This is a genomic window from Amphibacillus sediminis NBRC 103570, assembly GCF_001552275.1.
Taxonomy (GTDB): Bacteria; Bacillota; Bacilli; order Bacillales; family Amphibacillaceae; genus Amphibacillus_B; species Amphibacillus_B sediminis.
Genome location: NZ_BCQW01000015.1, coordinates 1 through 16,322, shown reverse-complemented (window position 1 = coordinate 16,322; position 16,322 = coordinate 1). Strand labels below are relative to the sequence as shown.

The 16,322-nt window shown below is 39.4% G+C and carries 12 protein-coding genes, 1 pseudogene and 1 riboswitch; of the genes and pseudogenes, 9 read left to right on the top strand and 4 right to left on the bottom strand.

The features are described 5' to 3' along the window. The first annotated feature begins 297 nt into the window (after window positions 1-297). The 8 genes from ASE01S_RS10000 (at window position 298) to guaA (ending at window position 13,103) form a co-directional block, all read left to right on the top strand. Window positions 298-903, top strand: a complete 606-nt coding sequence (locus ASE01S_RS10000) for a TetR/AcrR family transcriptional regulator (protein WP_067841661.1) — start codon at window positions 298-300, stop codon at window positions 901-903. Window positions 904-1,155: 252 nt separating this feature from the next. Then, entirely contained in the window at window positions 1,156-3,522 is a 2,367-nt protein-coding gene (locus ASE01S_RS09995) for an ABC transporter ATP-binding protein/permease (protein WP_245630357.1), read from the top strand. Window positions 3,523-3,826: 304 nt separating this feature from the next. Then, a complete protein-coding gene (locus ASE01S_RS09990; protein WP_067841659.1) occupies window positions 3,827-4,156 on the top strand; it encodes an antibiotic biosynthesis monooxygenase in 330 nt (109 codons plus the stop codon). Between the two features lie 789 nt (window positions 4,157-4,945). After that, window positions 4,946-6,313, top strand: a complete 1,368-nt coding sequence (locus tag ASE01S_RS09985; RefSeq protein WP_067841656.1) for a TrkH family potassium uptake protein — start codon at window positions 4,946-4,948, stop codon at window positions 6,311-6,313. Between the two features lie 295 nt (window positions 6,314-6,608). Next, entirely contained in the window at window positions 6,609-7,559 is a 951-nt protein-coding gene (locus ASE01S_RS09980) for an AAA family ATPase (RefSeq protein ID WP_067841654.1), read from the top strand. Continuing rightward, complete coding sequence (locus tag ASE01S_RS09975) at window positions 7,559-8,806, top strand: DUF58 domain-containing protein (protein WP_067841652.1); 1,248 nt, start codon at window positions 7,559-7,561, stop codon at window positions 8,804-8,806. The genes ASE01S_RS09980 and ASE01S_RS09975 overlap by 1 nt, the downstream gene beginning before the upstream one ends. Further along, complete coding sequence (locus tag ASE01S_RS09970) at window positions 8,806-11,037, top strand: transglutaminase TgpA family protein (protein WP_067841651.1); 2,232 nt, start codon at window positions 8,806-8,808, stop codon at window positions 11,035-11,037. The genes ASE01S_RS09975 and ASE01S_RS09970 overlap by 1 nt, the downstream gene beginning before the upstream one ends. Window positions 11,038-11,142: 105 nt before the next feature. Then, window positions 11,143-11,244: riboswitch (purine riboswitch) on the top strand. Window positions 11,245-11,564: 320 nt separating this feature from the next. Continuing rightward, window positions 11,565-13,103, top strand: coding sequence for a glutamine-hydrolyzing GMP synthase (guaA, locus tag ASE01S_RS09965; RefSeq protein ID WP_067841648.1), 1,539 nt, complete (start codon window positions 11,565-11,567; stop codon window positions 13,101-13,103). A gap of 48 nt (window positions 13,104-13,151) precedes the next feature. Here the strand turns inward: guaA and ASE01S_RS09960 are convergent, their stop codons facing one another. The 4 genes from ASE01S_RS09960 to ASE01S_RS09945 form a co-directional block, all read right to left on the bottom strand. Further along, window positions 13,152-14,348 (bottom strand): tyrosine-type recombinase/integrase, encoded by a 1,197-nt coding sequence (locus ASE01S_RS09960; RefSeq protein ID WP_067841646.1) that lies wholly within the window; start codon window positions 14,346-14,348, stop codon window positions 13,152-13,154. After that, entirely contained in the window at window positions 14,341-14,595 is a 255-nt protein-coding gene (locus ASE01S_RS09955) for a DUF3173 domain-containing protein (protein WP_067841641.1), read from the bottom strand. Before ASE01S_RS09955 ends, ASE01S_RS09960 begins: the two co-directional genes overlap by 8 nt. A 420-nt stretch (window positions 14,596-15,015) precedes the next feature. Further along, on the bottom strand, window positions 15,016-15,273 hold the full coding sequence (locus tag ASE01S_RS09950) for a helix-turn-helix domain-containing protein (protein WP_444541737.1): 258 nt from the start codon (window positions 15,271-15,273) through the stop codon (window positions 15,016-15,018). Next, the gene (locus ASE01S_RS09945) at window positions 15,266-15,691 is read right to left on the bottom strand and encodes an RNA polymerase sigma factor (protein ID WP_067841640.1); all 426 of its coding nucleotides are present in this window, start codon (window positions 15,689-15,691) and stop codon (window positions 15,266-15,268) included. The genes ASE01S_RS09950 and ASE01S_RS09945 overlap by 8 nt, the downstream gene beginning before the upstream one ends. Window positions 15,692-15,788: 97 nt before the next feature. Here ASE01S_RS09945 and ASE01S_RS09940 point away from each other — a divergent pair. Beyond that, window positions 15,789-16,256 (top strand): annotated as a pseudogene (locus tag ASE01S_RS09940) (tyrosine-type recombinase/integrase); the annotation flags it as partial. Window positions 16,257-16,322 lie beyond the last annotated feature (66 nt).

The window sequence follows — 16,322 nt, the reverse complement described above, 5'->3', positions numbered from 1 at the left end:
AGCATGCTTGTTTAACTTCATTCAGCAGAAGTCTGCCAATGCTAGAAGCGGTAAGAGGATGGCTAGTTGTCTGTTCAGTCGGGGCTTAAGCCCGAGCTGAATAGGTTAAAGCCTTCTGCACATGCCAGAAATTTCAGTAGACATTTCTATAGCTTCACGCGATAAAATTTGAGCGCAAATACGCCAAGGGGCCTTTGATTAAGGATTAACTTGAAAGAGCTCTTAGTTGACAAATGACGGTGTGTCATATAGTATGGGAACCGAAAGTGACATCGTGTCATAAAGGGGTGTACACTCATGCCTAAGCAGACTTTCTTAAATTTAGATCAGCATAAACAGGACAAATTAATTATGGCACTCAAAAAGGAGTTTTCACGCGCCCCTTTACACGCAGCATCGATCGCTAATATTGTAAAAGAGGCGAGCATTCCTCGAGGTAGTTTTTATCAATACTTTGAAGATAAAGAAGATGCTCTACTGTTTTTGATTGATTTATTAAGTCAAGAATATCAAAGAGACTTTTTGACATGTATCAGCCAAGCGAATGGGGATTTGTTTGAATCCTTTCTAAATTTTTTTAAGCTATTGATTAATAAATCGGCAAAACCTGACCGTAAGCAATTCTTTTTCAATGCTGTTTTAAGCCAGAATCATAAGCTAGAACAGGCTTTTGTTGAAATGGTCAAAAAGAATCAGAAGATGTTTGATTTATTTAAGGCAATTAATACTGAAGAATTGTCTATTACCTCTGTAGAGGAGTTTAGGCATGTGATTAAGATTTTGGTAGCCGTCAGTTCACACAATATTGTTCATACCCTTATCACGAATACAAGTGTTGAGCAAGCTGTTGAAGATTTTACTAAGGAGCTAGAAATACTTAAAAATGGTCTAAAAAAGAAATGAATGCTAAGGTTATAGAATAATGCGGTTTTGAACGACGATAGATCGACCTCTATTCTATCAAACCGTTAATGATCAGATTTCAAGGAGAAGTCTGTACATATTTTAAACAAAAGTATTCATGTTTGCTACTGCAAAATAGGCGATACATCTTCCCGATAACCATTGAGATACTCCTTAACACGCTGAACGGAAAGTGTTCTCGCCTAGCTTTAGATGAAAATAAAAAAACACGATGCGGAGGAGCAGATTTTCTTGGGTAAATTAAATTTAGTTAATATTGAAAAGTCATATCGCACAGGGAATAGCTATTTAAAAGTACTAAAAGGAATTTCGCTAGAATTTAGAGAGAGTGAGTTTGTTTCAATTTTAGGTCCGTCTGGCTCTGGTAAAACAACCCTCTTAAATATTGTCGGTGGGTTAGATCAATACGATTCAGGGGATTTAGTGATTAATGGATATTCAACCAAACATTTTAAGGACCGTGATTGGGATGCCTATCGCAATCGCTCAATTGGGTTTGTATTCCAAAACTATAATTTAATTAGTCACCAAACTATACTACAAAATGTTGAGATTGCTATGACATTGTCCGGTGTTTCTAGTAAAGAACGTAAAGAGCGTGCGAAAACAGCCTTAACTGAAGTGGGCTTAGCAGATCATATAAATAAGAAACCCAATCAATTATCGGGCGGACAAATGCAGCGTGTGGCGATTGCCCGTGCCTTAGTCAATAATCCAGATATTATTTTGGCAGATGAGCCGACCGGTGCTCTTGACTCAAAGACGAGTTCGCAGGTTATGGCGATTTTAGCCGAAATTGCTAAAACACGTTTAGTGATCATGGTTACGCATAATGAAGAGATTGCGGAACAGTACAGTACGCGAATTATTCGCTTTTTAGATGGAGAAATTCAATCCGATAGTCATCCCTATCATGAAGAGAAGCAAGTCGAACAACAAGCTAAAAAAGCAAATAAACGTAATAAAACGTCGATGTCTCTATTTACGGCGCTTTCCTTATCCTTTAAAAACCTATTGACCAAAAAAGGACGTACGATCCTTACGGCATTTGCCGGGAGTATAGGGATTATCGGGGTAGCATTAGTGTTGGCCTTATCAAATGGCTTGTCTGACCAGCTAGATACGATGCAAGGTGATACGTTGGCTAATTTCCCAATAATGATTGATACGAGTGAGCAGCTCGTTGATTTTACTGAAATGGGCCCACCACATCAGCAAAATACAGGTGATTTCGAAGAATTCCCTGAAGAAACCGTTATCTATCGCTATGATAATAGTGAAAATTTTGAGACACATACGAATGTACTGACAGAAGACTTTCTTGATTATATTGATCAAATGGAAAATGAATTACCCGATGCAGTTGATAATATCTCCTATGCAAGAGGTGTTGAAGTCAATTTATTAGCCCAATCAGATGACAGTGTTGTTAAATTTGAGACGATTTCTCAACAGATGATGCCAGGTATCCCTAATATGAATGGGAGAACGTTTTGGCAAGAGATGCCTGCTGATCAGGATTTTATCTTAGAGCTGTATGATTTAATTGGTGAGGACAGTCGTTTACCAGAGGCAGATAATGAGGTAGCGATCGTAATCGATAGATATAATCGTATTAGTGCTGAATTCTTTGACAAAATTGGCTTAGAAGGTGAGATAGAAAGCTATGAGGTGACCGATTTTATTGGTGAATCAATTTTGAAGGTTGTTCCCAATAATCTTTATTATACGGAAGATGATCATGGCTTCTTTACACCGGCTAACCCAACCTCCTATCAAGAACTTTATGATCATGAAGAGGCTAAACCACTTATCATTACTGGGGTTTTACGTATAAAAGAGGATGCTGCCACACCTTACTTTGATGAGGGCTTTATTTACCCACAAGCTTTAACCGATTATATTGTGGCAGATGCACAGGAATCGGATATTGCTCAAGCCCAGCAAGATGCAGACATTGATTTGTTAACCAATACGCCTTTCCCGAATGATGAAGTAAAAGAACTAGCCCTTATCCGTTTAGGTGCGATTACTACACCGACTGGGATTAATATATATCCGAAAAGCTTTGACGGTAAGGATGAGATTAAAGAATACTTAGATGAATATAATGCAGGACTTGATGAGGAAGATCAGATTGTATACAATGATTTGGCTGAAATGATTAGTGATATTATGACCGATTTAATTAATACGGTGACGTATGTGTTAGTTGGCTTTGCGGCCATTTCGTTAATTGTCTCAACGATCATGATTGGGATCATTACCTATGTTTCCGTTATTGAACGAACAAAAGAAATTGGTATTTTACGTAGTGTTGGGGCACGTAAAAAGGATATTTCACGGGTATTTAATGCCGAGACTTTAATTGTTGGCTTTGTTGCAGGTTCACTTGGTGTGGGGATCTCATACTTGTTGATTTTCCCAATTAACAATTTGATCTATTACTTAACTGAAATTGAAAATGTAGCAGGTTTAAATGTTTTACCTGCGGTCTTACTAGTGGCAGGAAGTATGTTGCTTACGTTAATTGCGGGTGTTATTCCAGCCCGAATGGCAGCCAAGAAGGATCCAGTTATTGCCTTACGAACAGAATAATTAACTTGCAAGAAAATTAAGTGAGTATAAAAAATTGCAGAACTCAAGTAAGAACCGGTCTGATCGTTGTGGTCAGACCGGTTTTCGTTATGAATCGGAAGCGTATGTATTTTTGTAGCAGAAAACAAGCCAAAAAAGAGCGGATATTGTTAATCATTTGCTAATATTTTTGAACACCGCTAAAAAGAGTTCTGCTAGAAAGCTAAGTTGTTGGATCAAGGGAGCGGGTCTAATTGATTTATTGACATTGATAACCATTATCATTTAAGGTGGTAATATATTATTTTGAAAGGATGTTGGTTAGATGCTTGTCCAATTAAGGAGATTTAAAGTAGAAAAGGGCTATAGTGATCAAGTTGCTGAAGACTTCTCAAAAGAAAGTCCTGTTGATCAATTTCCAGGCTTAATTGATCGTTCAATCATGGTTAATAAGCGGATAAGAGACTATGAAGAAGTCATTCTGATGATTCGTTGGCGTTCTAAGGATGATTGGAAAAATTGGGAGAAAAGTGATGTTCATCGTGCCGGTCATAAAAATAATAGAGGGAAAGAAAAACCGTCATATATATTAGAGGTAGATGTCAAAATGTATGAAGTTGCAAACGTTTATCAAGGCCAGGCATTGGAAGATTAAATATTTTATAATCTAAACGTCTCAGGACTTAGCTGAAAAGATGTGATCGGCTGTTATCTCTATTGCGCTAAAATAAGCATAATATTGATTTAGGAGAGAAATAATGAAGAAACAGGTCGTTTATTTGTTATTACTAAGTACTGGGAGACAATGCTTTCCAAAATAATTGTTTATATACGAAATCTTGTCAATATCTTAATTACTCCTCGTTTTGATGCCACCAAAGCTCGCCAGGCAGTGTAACTGTCTGGGGCTGCGATTACTCGCCTCATCGAAGGGCTTTTGTAAGTCTCCCAGTTCAAGAAATAAGGGAATACGTCATGTTTAAGTGGGAGATCCAACAGCTAACGTTCAGTGTGGGAGAGAGGAAGCTGACTAAGTTCGCGCCGTCGTGTCGCAACGTCTGCACGAGCACAGCCTATGCGTCGAACTCCCCACTGAACGAAGTTTCACTTTACTCCACATTTCTGCTAAAAAATCTCAAGCCTATGGTTGTGTAATTGTTTGTTTAAAGTTAACACAAGTAATCGTGATTAGTGAAAATCAGTCCAGTTTGGTCAGATGATTTCTGTTCTAATACTGCATACTATAAGCGTAATAGAGCAGAAGGCTATCGTTAACCAGCTAGGTTCATAAAAGCGCTGAATTAAAAGCTAGTCATTCGCTACAATGGTAACTATGTACAAGTGTTTATTTATCATCAAAATACAACATCAATAGACTTATGGTTGCCCGAGTATGGTAAACTGAACTTAGGTTTGGCATAAATGATCGACAAGGAGTAATTTGATGCACTTTATTCAGGCGTTTTTTAAAAAATCAAAACAAATGTATACTACCCAACTAATCGTCATGTTCTATTTATTAGCGATTCTTATCTCAACTCTAATATTGTCTGTTCCCTTTTTTCTTAGAGAGGGTGTGACAGTTTCGATTATTGATACGATGTTTACAGCAATAAGTGCGATAAGCGTAACGGGTCTAACGGTTATCCCAATTACAGAAACATACAATGCAGGCGGCTATTTTGCCTTAGCATTTATTCTGCAATTTGGTGGGATAGGGATTATGACGCTTGGGACGATGTTTTATATTGTCCTCCGGAAAAAAATAGGCATTAGGGAACGCCGACTTATTTCGATCGACCAAAATCGTTCGACATTGTCAGGGCTCGTTCAATTAATGTTAAAAATTCTAAAAACCGTGCTTCTAATCGAAGTTGTCGGAATGATTGTGCTTAGTCTTCATTTTTTAAATTACTTTGACACATGGCAGGAAGCGTGGATTCAAGGCTTTTTTGCATCTGTTAGTGCAACAACGAATGCCGGCTTTGATATTACCGGACAATCATTAGTACCTTTCGCCGATGACTATTTCGTCCAATTTATTAACATGCTCTTGCTTATTTTAGGTGCGATTGGTTTCCCCGTACTTATTGAGATACAGCATATGATCAAAGGTGAAAGTCGACATAAGGGGATTCCATTTCGATTTAGTACATTTACCAAGTTAACGACCACAACTTTTTTCATTCTTGTTATATTTGGAGCAGTGATGATTTACTTGCTGGAACGTCAGTATTTTTTAGCGGATAAATCCTGGCATGAATCTTTATTTTATAGTTTATTCCAGTCAATCACTACGCGTAATGGCGGATTATACACAATGGATGTCAGTGAGTTTACCTCACCTACGTTAATGGTATTATCTTTTTTGATGTTTGTTGGGGCCTCACCGAGTAGTGTAGGTGGGGGAATACGGACCACGACCTTCGCTATTATGTTGTTAGCTATCTATCACTATGCAAGAGGACATCAGACCATTAAAGTGTTTAAGCGCGAGATACAACAAGAAGACGTCATGCGTTCCTTTATTGTTGGGACAACTGCTTTGTTACTATGCTTCACAGCTATATTAATTCTATCTATTACCGAGCCATTTACCAATATGGCGTTGGCTTTTGAAGTCTTCTCTGCCTTTGGTACAACTGGATTAAGTTTGGGGATTACCCCTGACTTATCTGTAATCGGGAAGCTGGTTATTATGGTGATGATGTTTGTCGGCCGAATTGGTATCTTCTCATTCCTTTTTCTTATTCGTGGAAAGCCAACCAAAGATTCCTATCACTATCCTATTGGTAGGATGATTATTGGTTAGCATTATTGAAGACTCTTAATCACTTGATTAAGGGTCTTTTTTTAAAGCATCTAAAATTTAATCCACGTCAAGCAAGCTAGTCAACAGAATTTAGCAAGGGAACACGTCATGTCTAAGTGGGAGATCCCAAAAGGCGAGTTACACTGCGATAAAATTTGTAAAAAAGGTTCAATCACTTGGCTGCTTAACTGCTTGTAAAGAATCGTACTATTTTGTACTTTCATTGGGATTTCTGTTCCAATTTGTCTGAAAAAAAGATAAGATAGTATTAGAATGTTTTTTCGGAGGTTAAAAAATGCTAGAAAAGCAAGTAACCATGTTAGAAGTCATACGTAATATTAACCATGTGATTATTGGAAAAGAAGATGTAGTTGTACTAAGCTTAACAGCACTCTTAGCTAAAGGCCATGTTCTCTTAGAAGATGTACCAGGAGTGGGGAAAACCATGCTCGTTCGCGCCTTAGCTAAATCACTTGATTGCTCATTTAATCGGATCCAGTTTACTCCTGATCTGTTACCATCAGATGTAACAGGTGTTTCTATATATCACCCACAGAAACAGCAATTTGAATATCGGCGAGGCCCTATTGTTGGTGATGTCATTCTAGCTGATGAGATTAATCGTACCTCACCCAAAACACAATCTGCATTGTTAGAAGCAATGGAGGAAAGCAGTGTGACCGTAGATGGAGAAACAGTAAAGATTAATCAGCCATTCTTTGTCATGGCAACACAAAATCCAATTGAATATGAAGGCACCTATCCTTTACCAGAGGCACAGCTTGACCGATTTCTAATTAAGCTAAACATGGGTTATCCAACTGCTGACGAAGAAAGACAAATGCTAGCCAAAACGGGAGGGACTCATCCTATCGAGACTTTATCTACTGTGTTGGATAAAGAGGATGTTGTTGAAATGCAAGCAAAAGTGGATGAGGTCTATATTGATCCAATTATTCAGGACTATATCATTCAGCTTGTTCGGCAAACTCGGTCACACCCATCGGTTCAATTAGGGGTCAGTCCACGGGGAGCGATTGCGTTGATGCGAGCAGCAAAAGCCTTTGCCTTTATTAAAGGGCGTGATTATATTATTCCAGACGATATTATTTACTTAGCACCATATGTGCTGGCCCACCGGTTAATCCTAACGCATGAAGCTAAATTTGCTAAAGAAACAGGGAAAAGAATTATCCAACAAATCATTCATGATGTAGATGTGCCAACTCGAAAGGATTTTCATTGATGCGACGTATCGTATTGACGGTAATGAAGCTGGTACAGATTCTAACATTATTGATTATTTTATTTAGCTATGCCATGTTTCAAGGGGGATTTGTAAGCTGGTTTCTTTTCTATGCCGTGCTACCGTTCTTACTCTATTATTTGGTTTTCTTATTTTATCCAATGGGAGATTGGCGGGCTAAGCGTATTCTCCCTCAAGGTTCAATTAAGGCTGGTCAAACGGCTAATATTCAACTGGAACTAAGCCGTCGTTTGGTTTTACCCATTCCTTATTTAATCATCGAGGAACATGCACCAAAATCACTTGATGTTCACTTTTATCAGCGAGACTGGGCCAGGTTATTAAGTGATCCTAATTATCTAAACCGCAAACGGGTAATTAAGAAAATGGTATTCCCCCATATCGAAAAAAGGATTACCTTAGACTATTCGCTCGATCATTTACCAAGGGGTGAACATCAATTAGATCAAATTGAATTGACGATTACTGATTGGTTTGGTGTGATCACTAAAAAAACGACCCTTTCGGTCCAATCTGTCTTAGCAGTTGAACCCGCTGATCTACCGATTCAGATACAATGGGCAAATCATTGGCAACAAGTTGGTGAAAAGTCGACAACGCCATTGCAATCTCAGCAATCTAATATTGTTACCGGTATACGTGAATATGTACCTGGAGATCGTATCTCCTCGATAAATTGGAAGGCCACCGCACGAACAGGAACGTTCATGACCAAGGAATATGATCAAGAACAACATTTTGATGGGATGGTCTTGTTAGGGGGGAGTGAGCCAAATATTGCTTTTGAATGGAATCTAGCAGTAGCCAGAATGCTAATCTTCGTGTTAAAGCAAAGCGGGCATACAGTAGAGTTTAGCTATTTAAATAAGGCTGATCATTGGTTAGGAGGTCAGGCTAACGAGGAAGAATTAGTCAAATTATTTACCAGTCTGTCAACAGATCAGGCCAATAGTGATTTTGCTTACGGGCTACACATCGATCAGCTCAAGCTAGCAAAAGCGAGTTTTATTGTCTTATTTACCAATCAACTAACCGAGGCATCACTCGAACAATTACGTCTCTTATCACATCAAGTCAAACGTATCCAGCTCTATTGGACGAAGGCAATTGACCAGCATACTGAGCAAGATAAGATCTATCTACGAAGCTTGCGTAGTTATAACATTGATACACATACGATAACGGAGCATGAGCTAAAGTCGGGTCAATGGGTGGTGAGCATCTAATGAAAAAGAAAATGAGTAAAGCTGAGCTATTCCTGACTTTTTTACTTTATTTTGGCGGTCTTGTCATAGCACTTGAGTGGTTTCATCCTATTCAAGAACTCTTACAAACCGATTATCCGATGATATTTGTAGTCTATGCCTTGTTTTGTTTTTTACTTACGTTCATGCAGACATCAGTATGGCTTTCACTAAGCCTGAAAATGACTGGTTTATTATTTATTTTAAATCAACTATTCATGCCCAGTCCATTTTTAGGAGCAAATTGGATCGACCGACTGACCGAAGAGGTGAACCATAACTTTATAGCAATTAGCCAGCAAAATTGGTATCACTTAACCGAAATGTTTCAAATTGCTATGTTTCTGCTTTTAATTGCTTTAATGAGCTATTTACTTTATTTTTGGTTGATTACCATGAAGCGCGTATTCGTGTATGTGATTCTTTCGTTTGTGTTTGTTACGGTTATGGACACCTTTACTTTGTATCAAGCGCATTATGCTATCATTCGCCTTTTTATTGTTAGCTTATTTATGCTCGTCCTAGCCCATTATTTAAAACGTATCAGTCAACATCAGTTGACCATTCAATTAAATAATTGGTTTAGTCATGTCATTGGTCCACTGTTTCTATCTTTAATCATTGCTGTTTTAATCGGGTATCTTGGTCCTAAGTCTGAACCGGTATGGCCAGATCCAGTTCCCTTTTTATCAAATGTAGCCGAACGATTTGGTGGCATCGTAAATGCTAACCAGCGCGCCGGTTATGGTGATGATGATAGTGAACTAGGCGGATCCTTTATTCAAGATCGTACCCCCGTTTTTCAAGCCGATGCACCAACAGAACATTATTGGCGTGTGGAATCAAAGGATTATTATACGGGAAATGGTTGGGAGCGCTCGACAGAGCTTCAATTTCAAGAGCTTAGGCCAGGCGAATTTGAATTGTTCTATTCGTATTATGGTGGTTCGTATCAAGAAGCGACAGTCTACTATATGGATGGGTTTAACTTTGACAAACTGGTTTATCCTTACGGTTTTAGTGAGGTAGAACAAGCTCAAATCCACTATTTTGCTCATGATGCGGTTACTGGAATTATCGAACCGCGTAGCGCTTCGGGAGAGTTTATTAAGGAGCCGATTCATCTTACCTACCATTCTCCTGGTTACACAGAGGAGCAACTTCGACGAGCAAATGGGGGAGTCTCTGGAGAGATGAGGTCACTCTACTTACAGCTCCCTGAAGAATTACCTGATCGGGTCACTGAACTGGCTGAATCTATTATCGAAGGGCATGCAACACAGTATGATCAAGCGTTAGCGATCGAGCAATATTTCAGCCAAGCTGATTTTTCTTATCAAACCAATCGTGTACCAGTACCAGCAACAGGGCAGGATTATGTGGATCAGTTTTTGTTTGAAAGTCAAGTGGGCTATTGCGATAATTTCTCAACAGCGATGGTTGTTATGCTTAGATCAGTAGGCATACCTGCACGATGGGTTAAAGGCTTTACTAGTGGGGATATGATTCAAGATCTGTCGACGGATGATCAAGAATTATATCGCTATCAAATCACGAATAGTCACGCACATTCGTGGGTTGAGGTTTATTTTCCCCAGATTGGCTGGGTTCCATTTGAACCAACGATTGGTTACAGCAGCAGTGATATTCTTGATGAAGAGGCTGGATCGTTTGAATCCAATTTACCTGAAGAGCTAAATGTTGATGAAGAGCAAGAGCCCAATCAGGAAGTGGACACGGAAGAGGAGCAAGAGGAGCAGAATTCACCGATTGAGCCAGTAGAGCAAAACCAGAACCAAGAGGAACAAATGATAGAAGGAGATAGTGAACAGCAGGTTGAATCATCGATTAACCTGACCTATTGGTTGATTGGGTTTATCACGGTTGTTCTTATCCTGGCTATCGTCAATTGGAAGAAGCTCTTACGCTATTACCTGCTCAAACGTAAGACACATTTTAAACATGCCAACGATTTTCAAAGAGCCTATTGGTTGCTAATCAGACTGCTGTACTTACGAGGGATAAAGCGCGGTGATAGTAGTGAGACGCTAAGCGACTATGCGAAAAAGGTTGATCAGCAATTGGGATCAACCGCAATGAGTGAGCTAACGACGCATTATCATCAACTGATTTATCGAAATGATCAAGAGCTTGTAGGCAAACCTGCTGTTTTCCAAAGTTATCAAAAAATGGTGGATATAGTATTGGCTTGACCCATAGTCAAGCCACTGATAGAATAAAAACATTCATAGTAGTGGTTTAAAAGCGATCAAATGATAGGCAGACGTCGCCTAGGTTTGCTCTTTCCTTGAACACACACATTTATAGTAAGCAACCTCTGTATATCCTCGATAATAAGGTTCGAGAGTTTCTACCGGGAGTCCGTAAAATTCCTGACTATAGAGGCAGAATCACGATGGTCAAATTCTGCCTCTGTATTAAACAGAGGTGGATTTTTTTTCGTACTCAGCTTGGCATTATGCTAAGCTAATTATTGTTCTACACTTGTTAAAAATAATAAGTGAGCCTGTCGATGATAGGGAATAAATTTAGCTTGATTCAGCTGAAGTCTTCACTGCTATAAGTGGTGAAATCAATGCCTGCAGCGGGAGTTTAAAATCAGGCTGAGTCAAGTTAAAGCCTCCGGCGGATGCCACAGATGTTCAGAGGGAATTTATTGATATAATCTGGGTGCAACGATGCTAAGGCGTATTTTGATTAGATAAAAGGAGTGGCTTGTGTGCAAGTTGATAACGAACTGATTTTAGTGCTTGATTATGGTAGTCAATATAATCAATTGATTACAAGACGTATCCGTGAATTCGGTGTTTACAGTGAGCTTCATTCTCACCGACTAACCCTTGAAGAAATAAAAGCAATGAATCCAAAAGGGATCATCCTATCAGGAGGACCACATAGTGTCTATGATCAAAATAGCTTTAGTGTAAATGAAGCCATTTTTGATTTAAATATTCCTATACTAGGTATCTGTTATGGAATGCAACTGATTACCAAGCATTATGGTGGTACAGTTGAGCGTTCTAGCCATCGTGAATACGGAAAAGCAGATATTGATGTCACTCCAGGTGCTGCTATGTTCACAGGGACGCCTGACCAACAAACGGTTTGGATGAGCCATAGTGATAAAGTTGTTGCCGCTCCAGCAGACTTTGTTGTTGAAGCAACGAACCCTTCGACCCCAATTGCAGCCATGCGTCATCAGGACAAAGAAATTTATGGTGTCCAATTCCACCCAGAGGTGCGGAACACGATCTATGGTAATGATCTATTACGTAATTTTGTCTTTCATATTTGTGGGTGTTCAGGGGATTGGACGATGGCTAATTTTGTTGAGCAAGAGGTTGCCAAAATCCAAGAAATCGTTGGGGAGCGCAAGGTCTTGTGTGCATTAAGCGGTGGAGTTGATTCCTCCGTTGTTGCTGCCCTGATCCATAAAGCGATTGGTGATCAACTAACCTGTATCTTTGTTGATCATGGCTTGTTACGTAAGCATGAAGGTGACATCGTAATGGAAACCTTCCGTGATGGCTTTAAGATGAATATTATTCGAATTGATGCCAAGGAGCGCTTTATGAGCAAGCTAAGAGGTGTCACAGATCCAGAGCAAAAACGAAAAATTATCGGTAATGAATTTATTTATGTCTTTGATGACGAAGCAGCCCGTCTGAAGGATATCCATTTCCTTGCTCAAGGCACATTGTATACCGATATCGTTGAATCGGGTACAGAAACGGCTCAAACGATTAAGTCGCACCACAATGTTGGCGGCTTACCAGAAGATATGCAATTTGAGCTGTTAGAGCCACTTAATACATTGTTTAAAGATGAAGTACGTGCATTAGGCTTAGAGCTAGGTGTACCTGAAGCGATTGTCTGGCGACAACCATTCCCAGGTCCGGGCTTAGGTATCCGTGTGTTAGGGGAAGTAACAGAAGAAAAAGTAGAAATTGTCCGTGAATCTGATGCCATTTTACGAGAAGAAATACAAATAGCCGGACTTGACCGTGATATTTGGCAGTACTTTACTGTCTTGCCGGACATCCGTAGTGTCGGCGTAATGGGCGATGCACGTACCTATGATCATACGATCGGTATCCGAGCTGTGACCTCCATTGACGGGATGACTTCAGATTGGGCACGAATCCCATGGGATGTATTAGAAAAAATTTCGACCCGAATTGTCAATGAAGTTGAGCATGTCAACCGCGTTGTTTATGATATTACCAGCAAGCCACCAGCGACGATTGAGTGGGAGTAGGAACAGGAGCCCTAAAAGCCTTGGTAACACAGGGTTTTCAGGGCTTTTTTATTCTTCATGGCACAGTTGTGGCACACTTTGAAATTTTGTCTGCATAAACTGATTGCTGCTGTAATGTTCAATTTGTGTATCTTCACTTGTTTTTAGCAGAATAAAACTGCTTAATCTATCGGCAACTTGAAAATTGCTGTTTGGATAGAGGTGCCCATAGGTTCCTAAAGTCGTTTGCACATCTTCATGTCCGAGTCTGTCTTTAATCACCAAAGGGTTTTCTCCCATACTAATTAACAAAGAAGCGTGAGAGTGTCTTAGTCCATGAATTTTAATTCGATGGATATTCGCAGCCTTGGCAAAGCGTTTAATAGAATGGGAAACAGTATATTTTTGAGTTGGAATGCCATTATACGATAAAATGAAATTGGTTTTACATTGTTTCTGTTGTGTCTCTTTCCAATCTCGTAATAAGTTTAGTGTATCTGAATCTAAAGCAATGACACGAATGCTTGCCTTTGTTTTAGGTTCTGTGAAACGATAATTGGCAGCATTCTTATAATAGAGAGTTTTGGAAATGTTTATTGTTCCTTCCTCAAAGTCCACATCATCCCATTGTAAAGCAGTAGCTTCACCAATACGCATACCTGTCATGAATAAAAGCCAGATAATGATAAATTGAAAATGTTGAAAGTAATCACCCAGATATATTTTGGAGATAACAGCTTCAAACTCTTCCTTTGTCCAAAAATCAATTTCGGCTTTAACTTTTTTAACATTCCCAATTACTTTTGATGGGTTATCTTTCATTAAACCTAAAATAATCGCTCTATCAAAAGCTAAGGATAATAAACCTTGTATGCCTCGAACGTATTGACTGGAATATTTTTCAGTAGCCTTTAATTGCCATCGTTGCAGAATTAATGGCGTGATGTCTGAAAGACTGACGTTATAAAAATAGGTGAAGTGTTTATCTATTGTATGCTGCCTATTCTCAAACGTACTTTCTTTCACTTGGTTCTTATACCAAGGTACAAAAAACTCCTTGGTAAACTTCTCAAAAGTCATACTACTGTTTGGGTTATAAGCACCTTCACTATTGTCTAAAACCAATTTAGCATAAGCGGCTTCTGCCTCGGCTTTTGTTTTAAAACCGCTCATTCTTTTTTGTATTCTTTTGCCTGTGGCCGGATCAGATCCTAAACTTACCCTAAATTCATACGTTCCATTGGCTTTTTTCTTTACTTTAATCATTAGAATTCCTTTCCTTGATTAAAGCAGCCTCGCTGGAACCACATGACTTTAATAAATCTTCTTGGTTAAGTGTTATTCCCAATATTTCTTCTACAGCTTCTACTGGTACTCGACCTAATTTTTTGGTGTTGTAGAAACCATATCCTTTCTGCACCATAAGACATTTAGCCTGACGGATAATGTCACGGGAGAAAGAAGGACCATAACCTAAAGCGATTAAGTCTTTTCGGGTTATAGTGATTACCATATTGCTCCTTTCTCGGTCGAGCCAATACAATATATACTCATTATATCATCCTTAAAGAAATTTTTTGATAGAGCGAACTTGAAAAATCAGACGGCTGTTGGTACAGCTCCACGGGAATTTCACCCCTGCAAGTATTTCTTCCAGCCCTACTCATAGCTTGCGACGCTTTGAACGCTCGAACGATGACGGTAGGGGAGTATCATTATCCATACTGATGGGTTATCGCCAGCAATCCACCACGATTGCGTTAGATTCATAAATTATCGCTCGTCCCCGTTGGAAGTCATGGCGTGTGAATCAAGTGGCTCATCATCAGCAGAACGTATCTGATTTTTGAGATATGCTACATGGCGTTATCTTCCATGCTTTCTTTGTCAAAGAACAAAAAAATGTAGTGAAAGGGGAATGGCAACTATTTTTCTACTCAAACCTTGAAAGCCAAAACAGACTGCATAAGCTTTGACCGTAAGCGGTCAAGTACATCTTCATCTGTGCCCAATAGGTGTTTCCATGCTCATCACGGAGCTTGCGCATTGATAGACTTGTCATGTAGCTTCCATAATGCTGGACAACTATTTTCATTGCTTCTGGTTCACCCTTGTTTGCAGCTATAATGATTGGATATGGCAACAAGCCACGCTCGTTGTTTTCCGTGTTGGTATTACTCATCTCATTCATCTGCATGCACCTCCAAAAATCGTTTTAACCGTTCAAAAGAGCTTGTCCGTCTATACTGTACGGTGCTGCGTGGAATATCGAGTAGTTGACTGATTTCCATGTCAGACATGTTAAAGAAGTAGTATAGTAGAACGGCGGTACGCTTCTCATCTGGCAAGGTATGCATCGCTTTTGCAAGAAGGTTAGGAGTAATTCTCTTTCCTGCCACTTGAAAGCCTTGTGTTTCCTCACCCTCGTAGTGCTTATCTAAGGAATAGAGTTGATTTTCTTCCAGTGGCGTGAGATCGGAAAAGGTCATTTCTCGTGACTGTCGTTGTCGCCGTTGGTTGTAGGCATTGATCGCTTCGTTCTTCAACACTCGCTTGCAAAAACCATTAAAAGCACATCGCACTTGCCATTGGGTACGAGTAGGTTCCATTTGTTCACCTCCCTTCGCAACCGCAAAGGCGGGTGATGATTTCCCCTTTCATAACCCTCAACAAGTGTTTTTCTAAAATGCCGAAAATAGGAGCCGTTTTTTGTTAGCTTACAGCCTTAATACTGGACTGAGAATATCTGATATATTGAGAGCTAATGTTAAAGACAGTATAGAGGGAGTATGGAGAGACAGAGAGGAAAAGACTAACAAGGAAAAGATAATACAGCTTAATGCTAAGTTACAGCTACTGATAAGGGATTATGTAGAGGCTAATAAACTACAGAAGGATGATTACCTATTCTACAGTAACAAGAACAGGAAAAAGCCTATAAGCAGAGTACAGGCTCATAGAATAGTAGCCCATGCAGGAGAGATGATAGGGGTAACATTGTCCTGCCACTCCCTCAGAAAGACCTTTGGCTATATGGCATACAATCAGGGGGTAGACCTCTCCCTACTGCAATACATCTTTAATCATAGCAGTCAGGCAGTTACATTGAGATATATAGGAATAACACAGGATGAGGCTAATAAAGTTACATCAGGATTAAGCATAGGAATATAGACAGCAGGAGGCAGTAGCTACAGGAGCTATTGTCTTTTTTATTTGTATATAAGGAACAACTATATA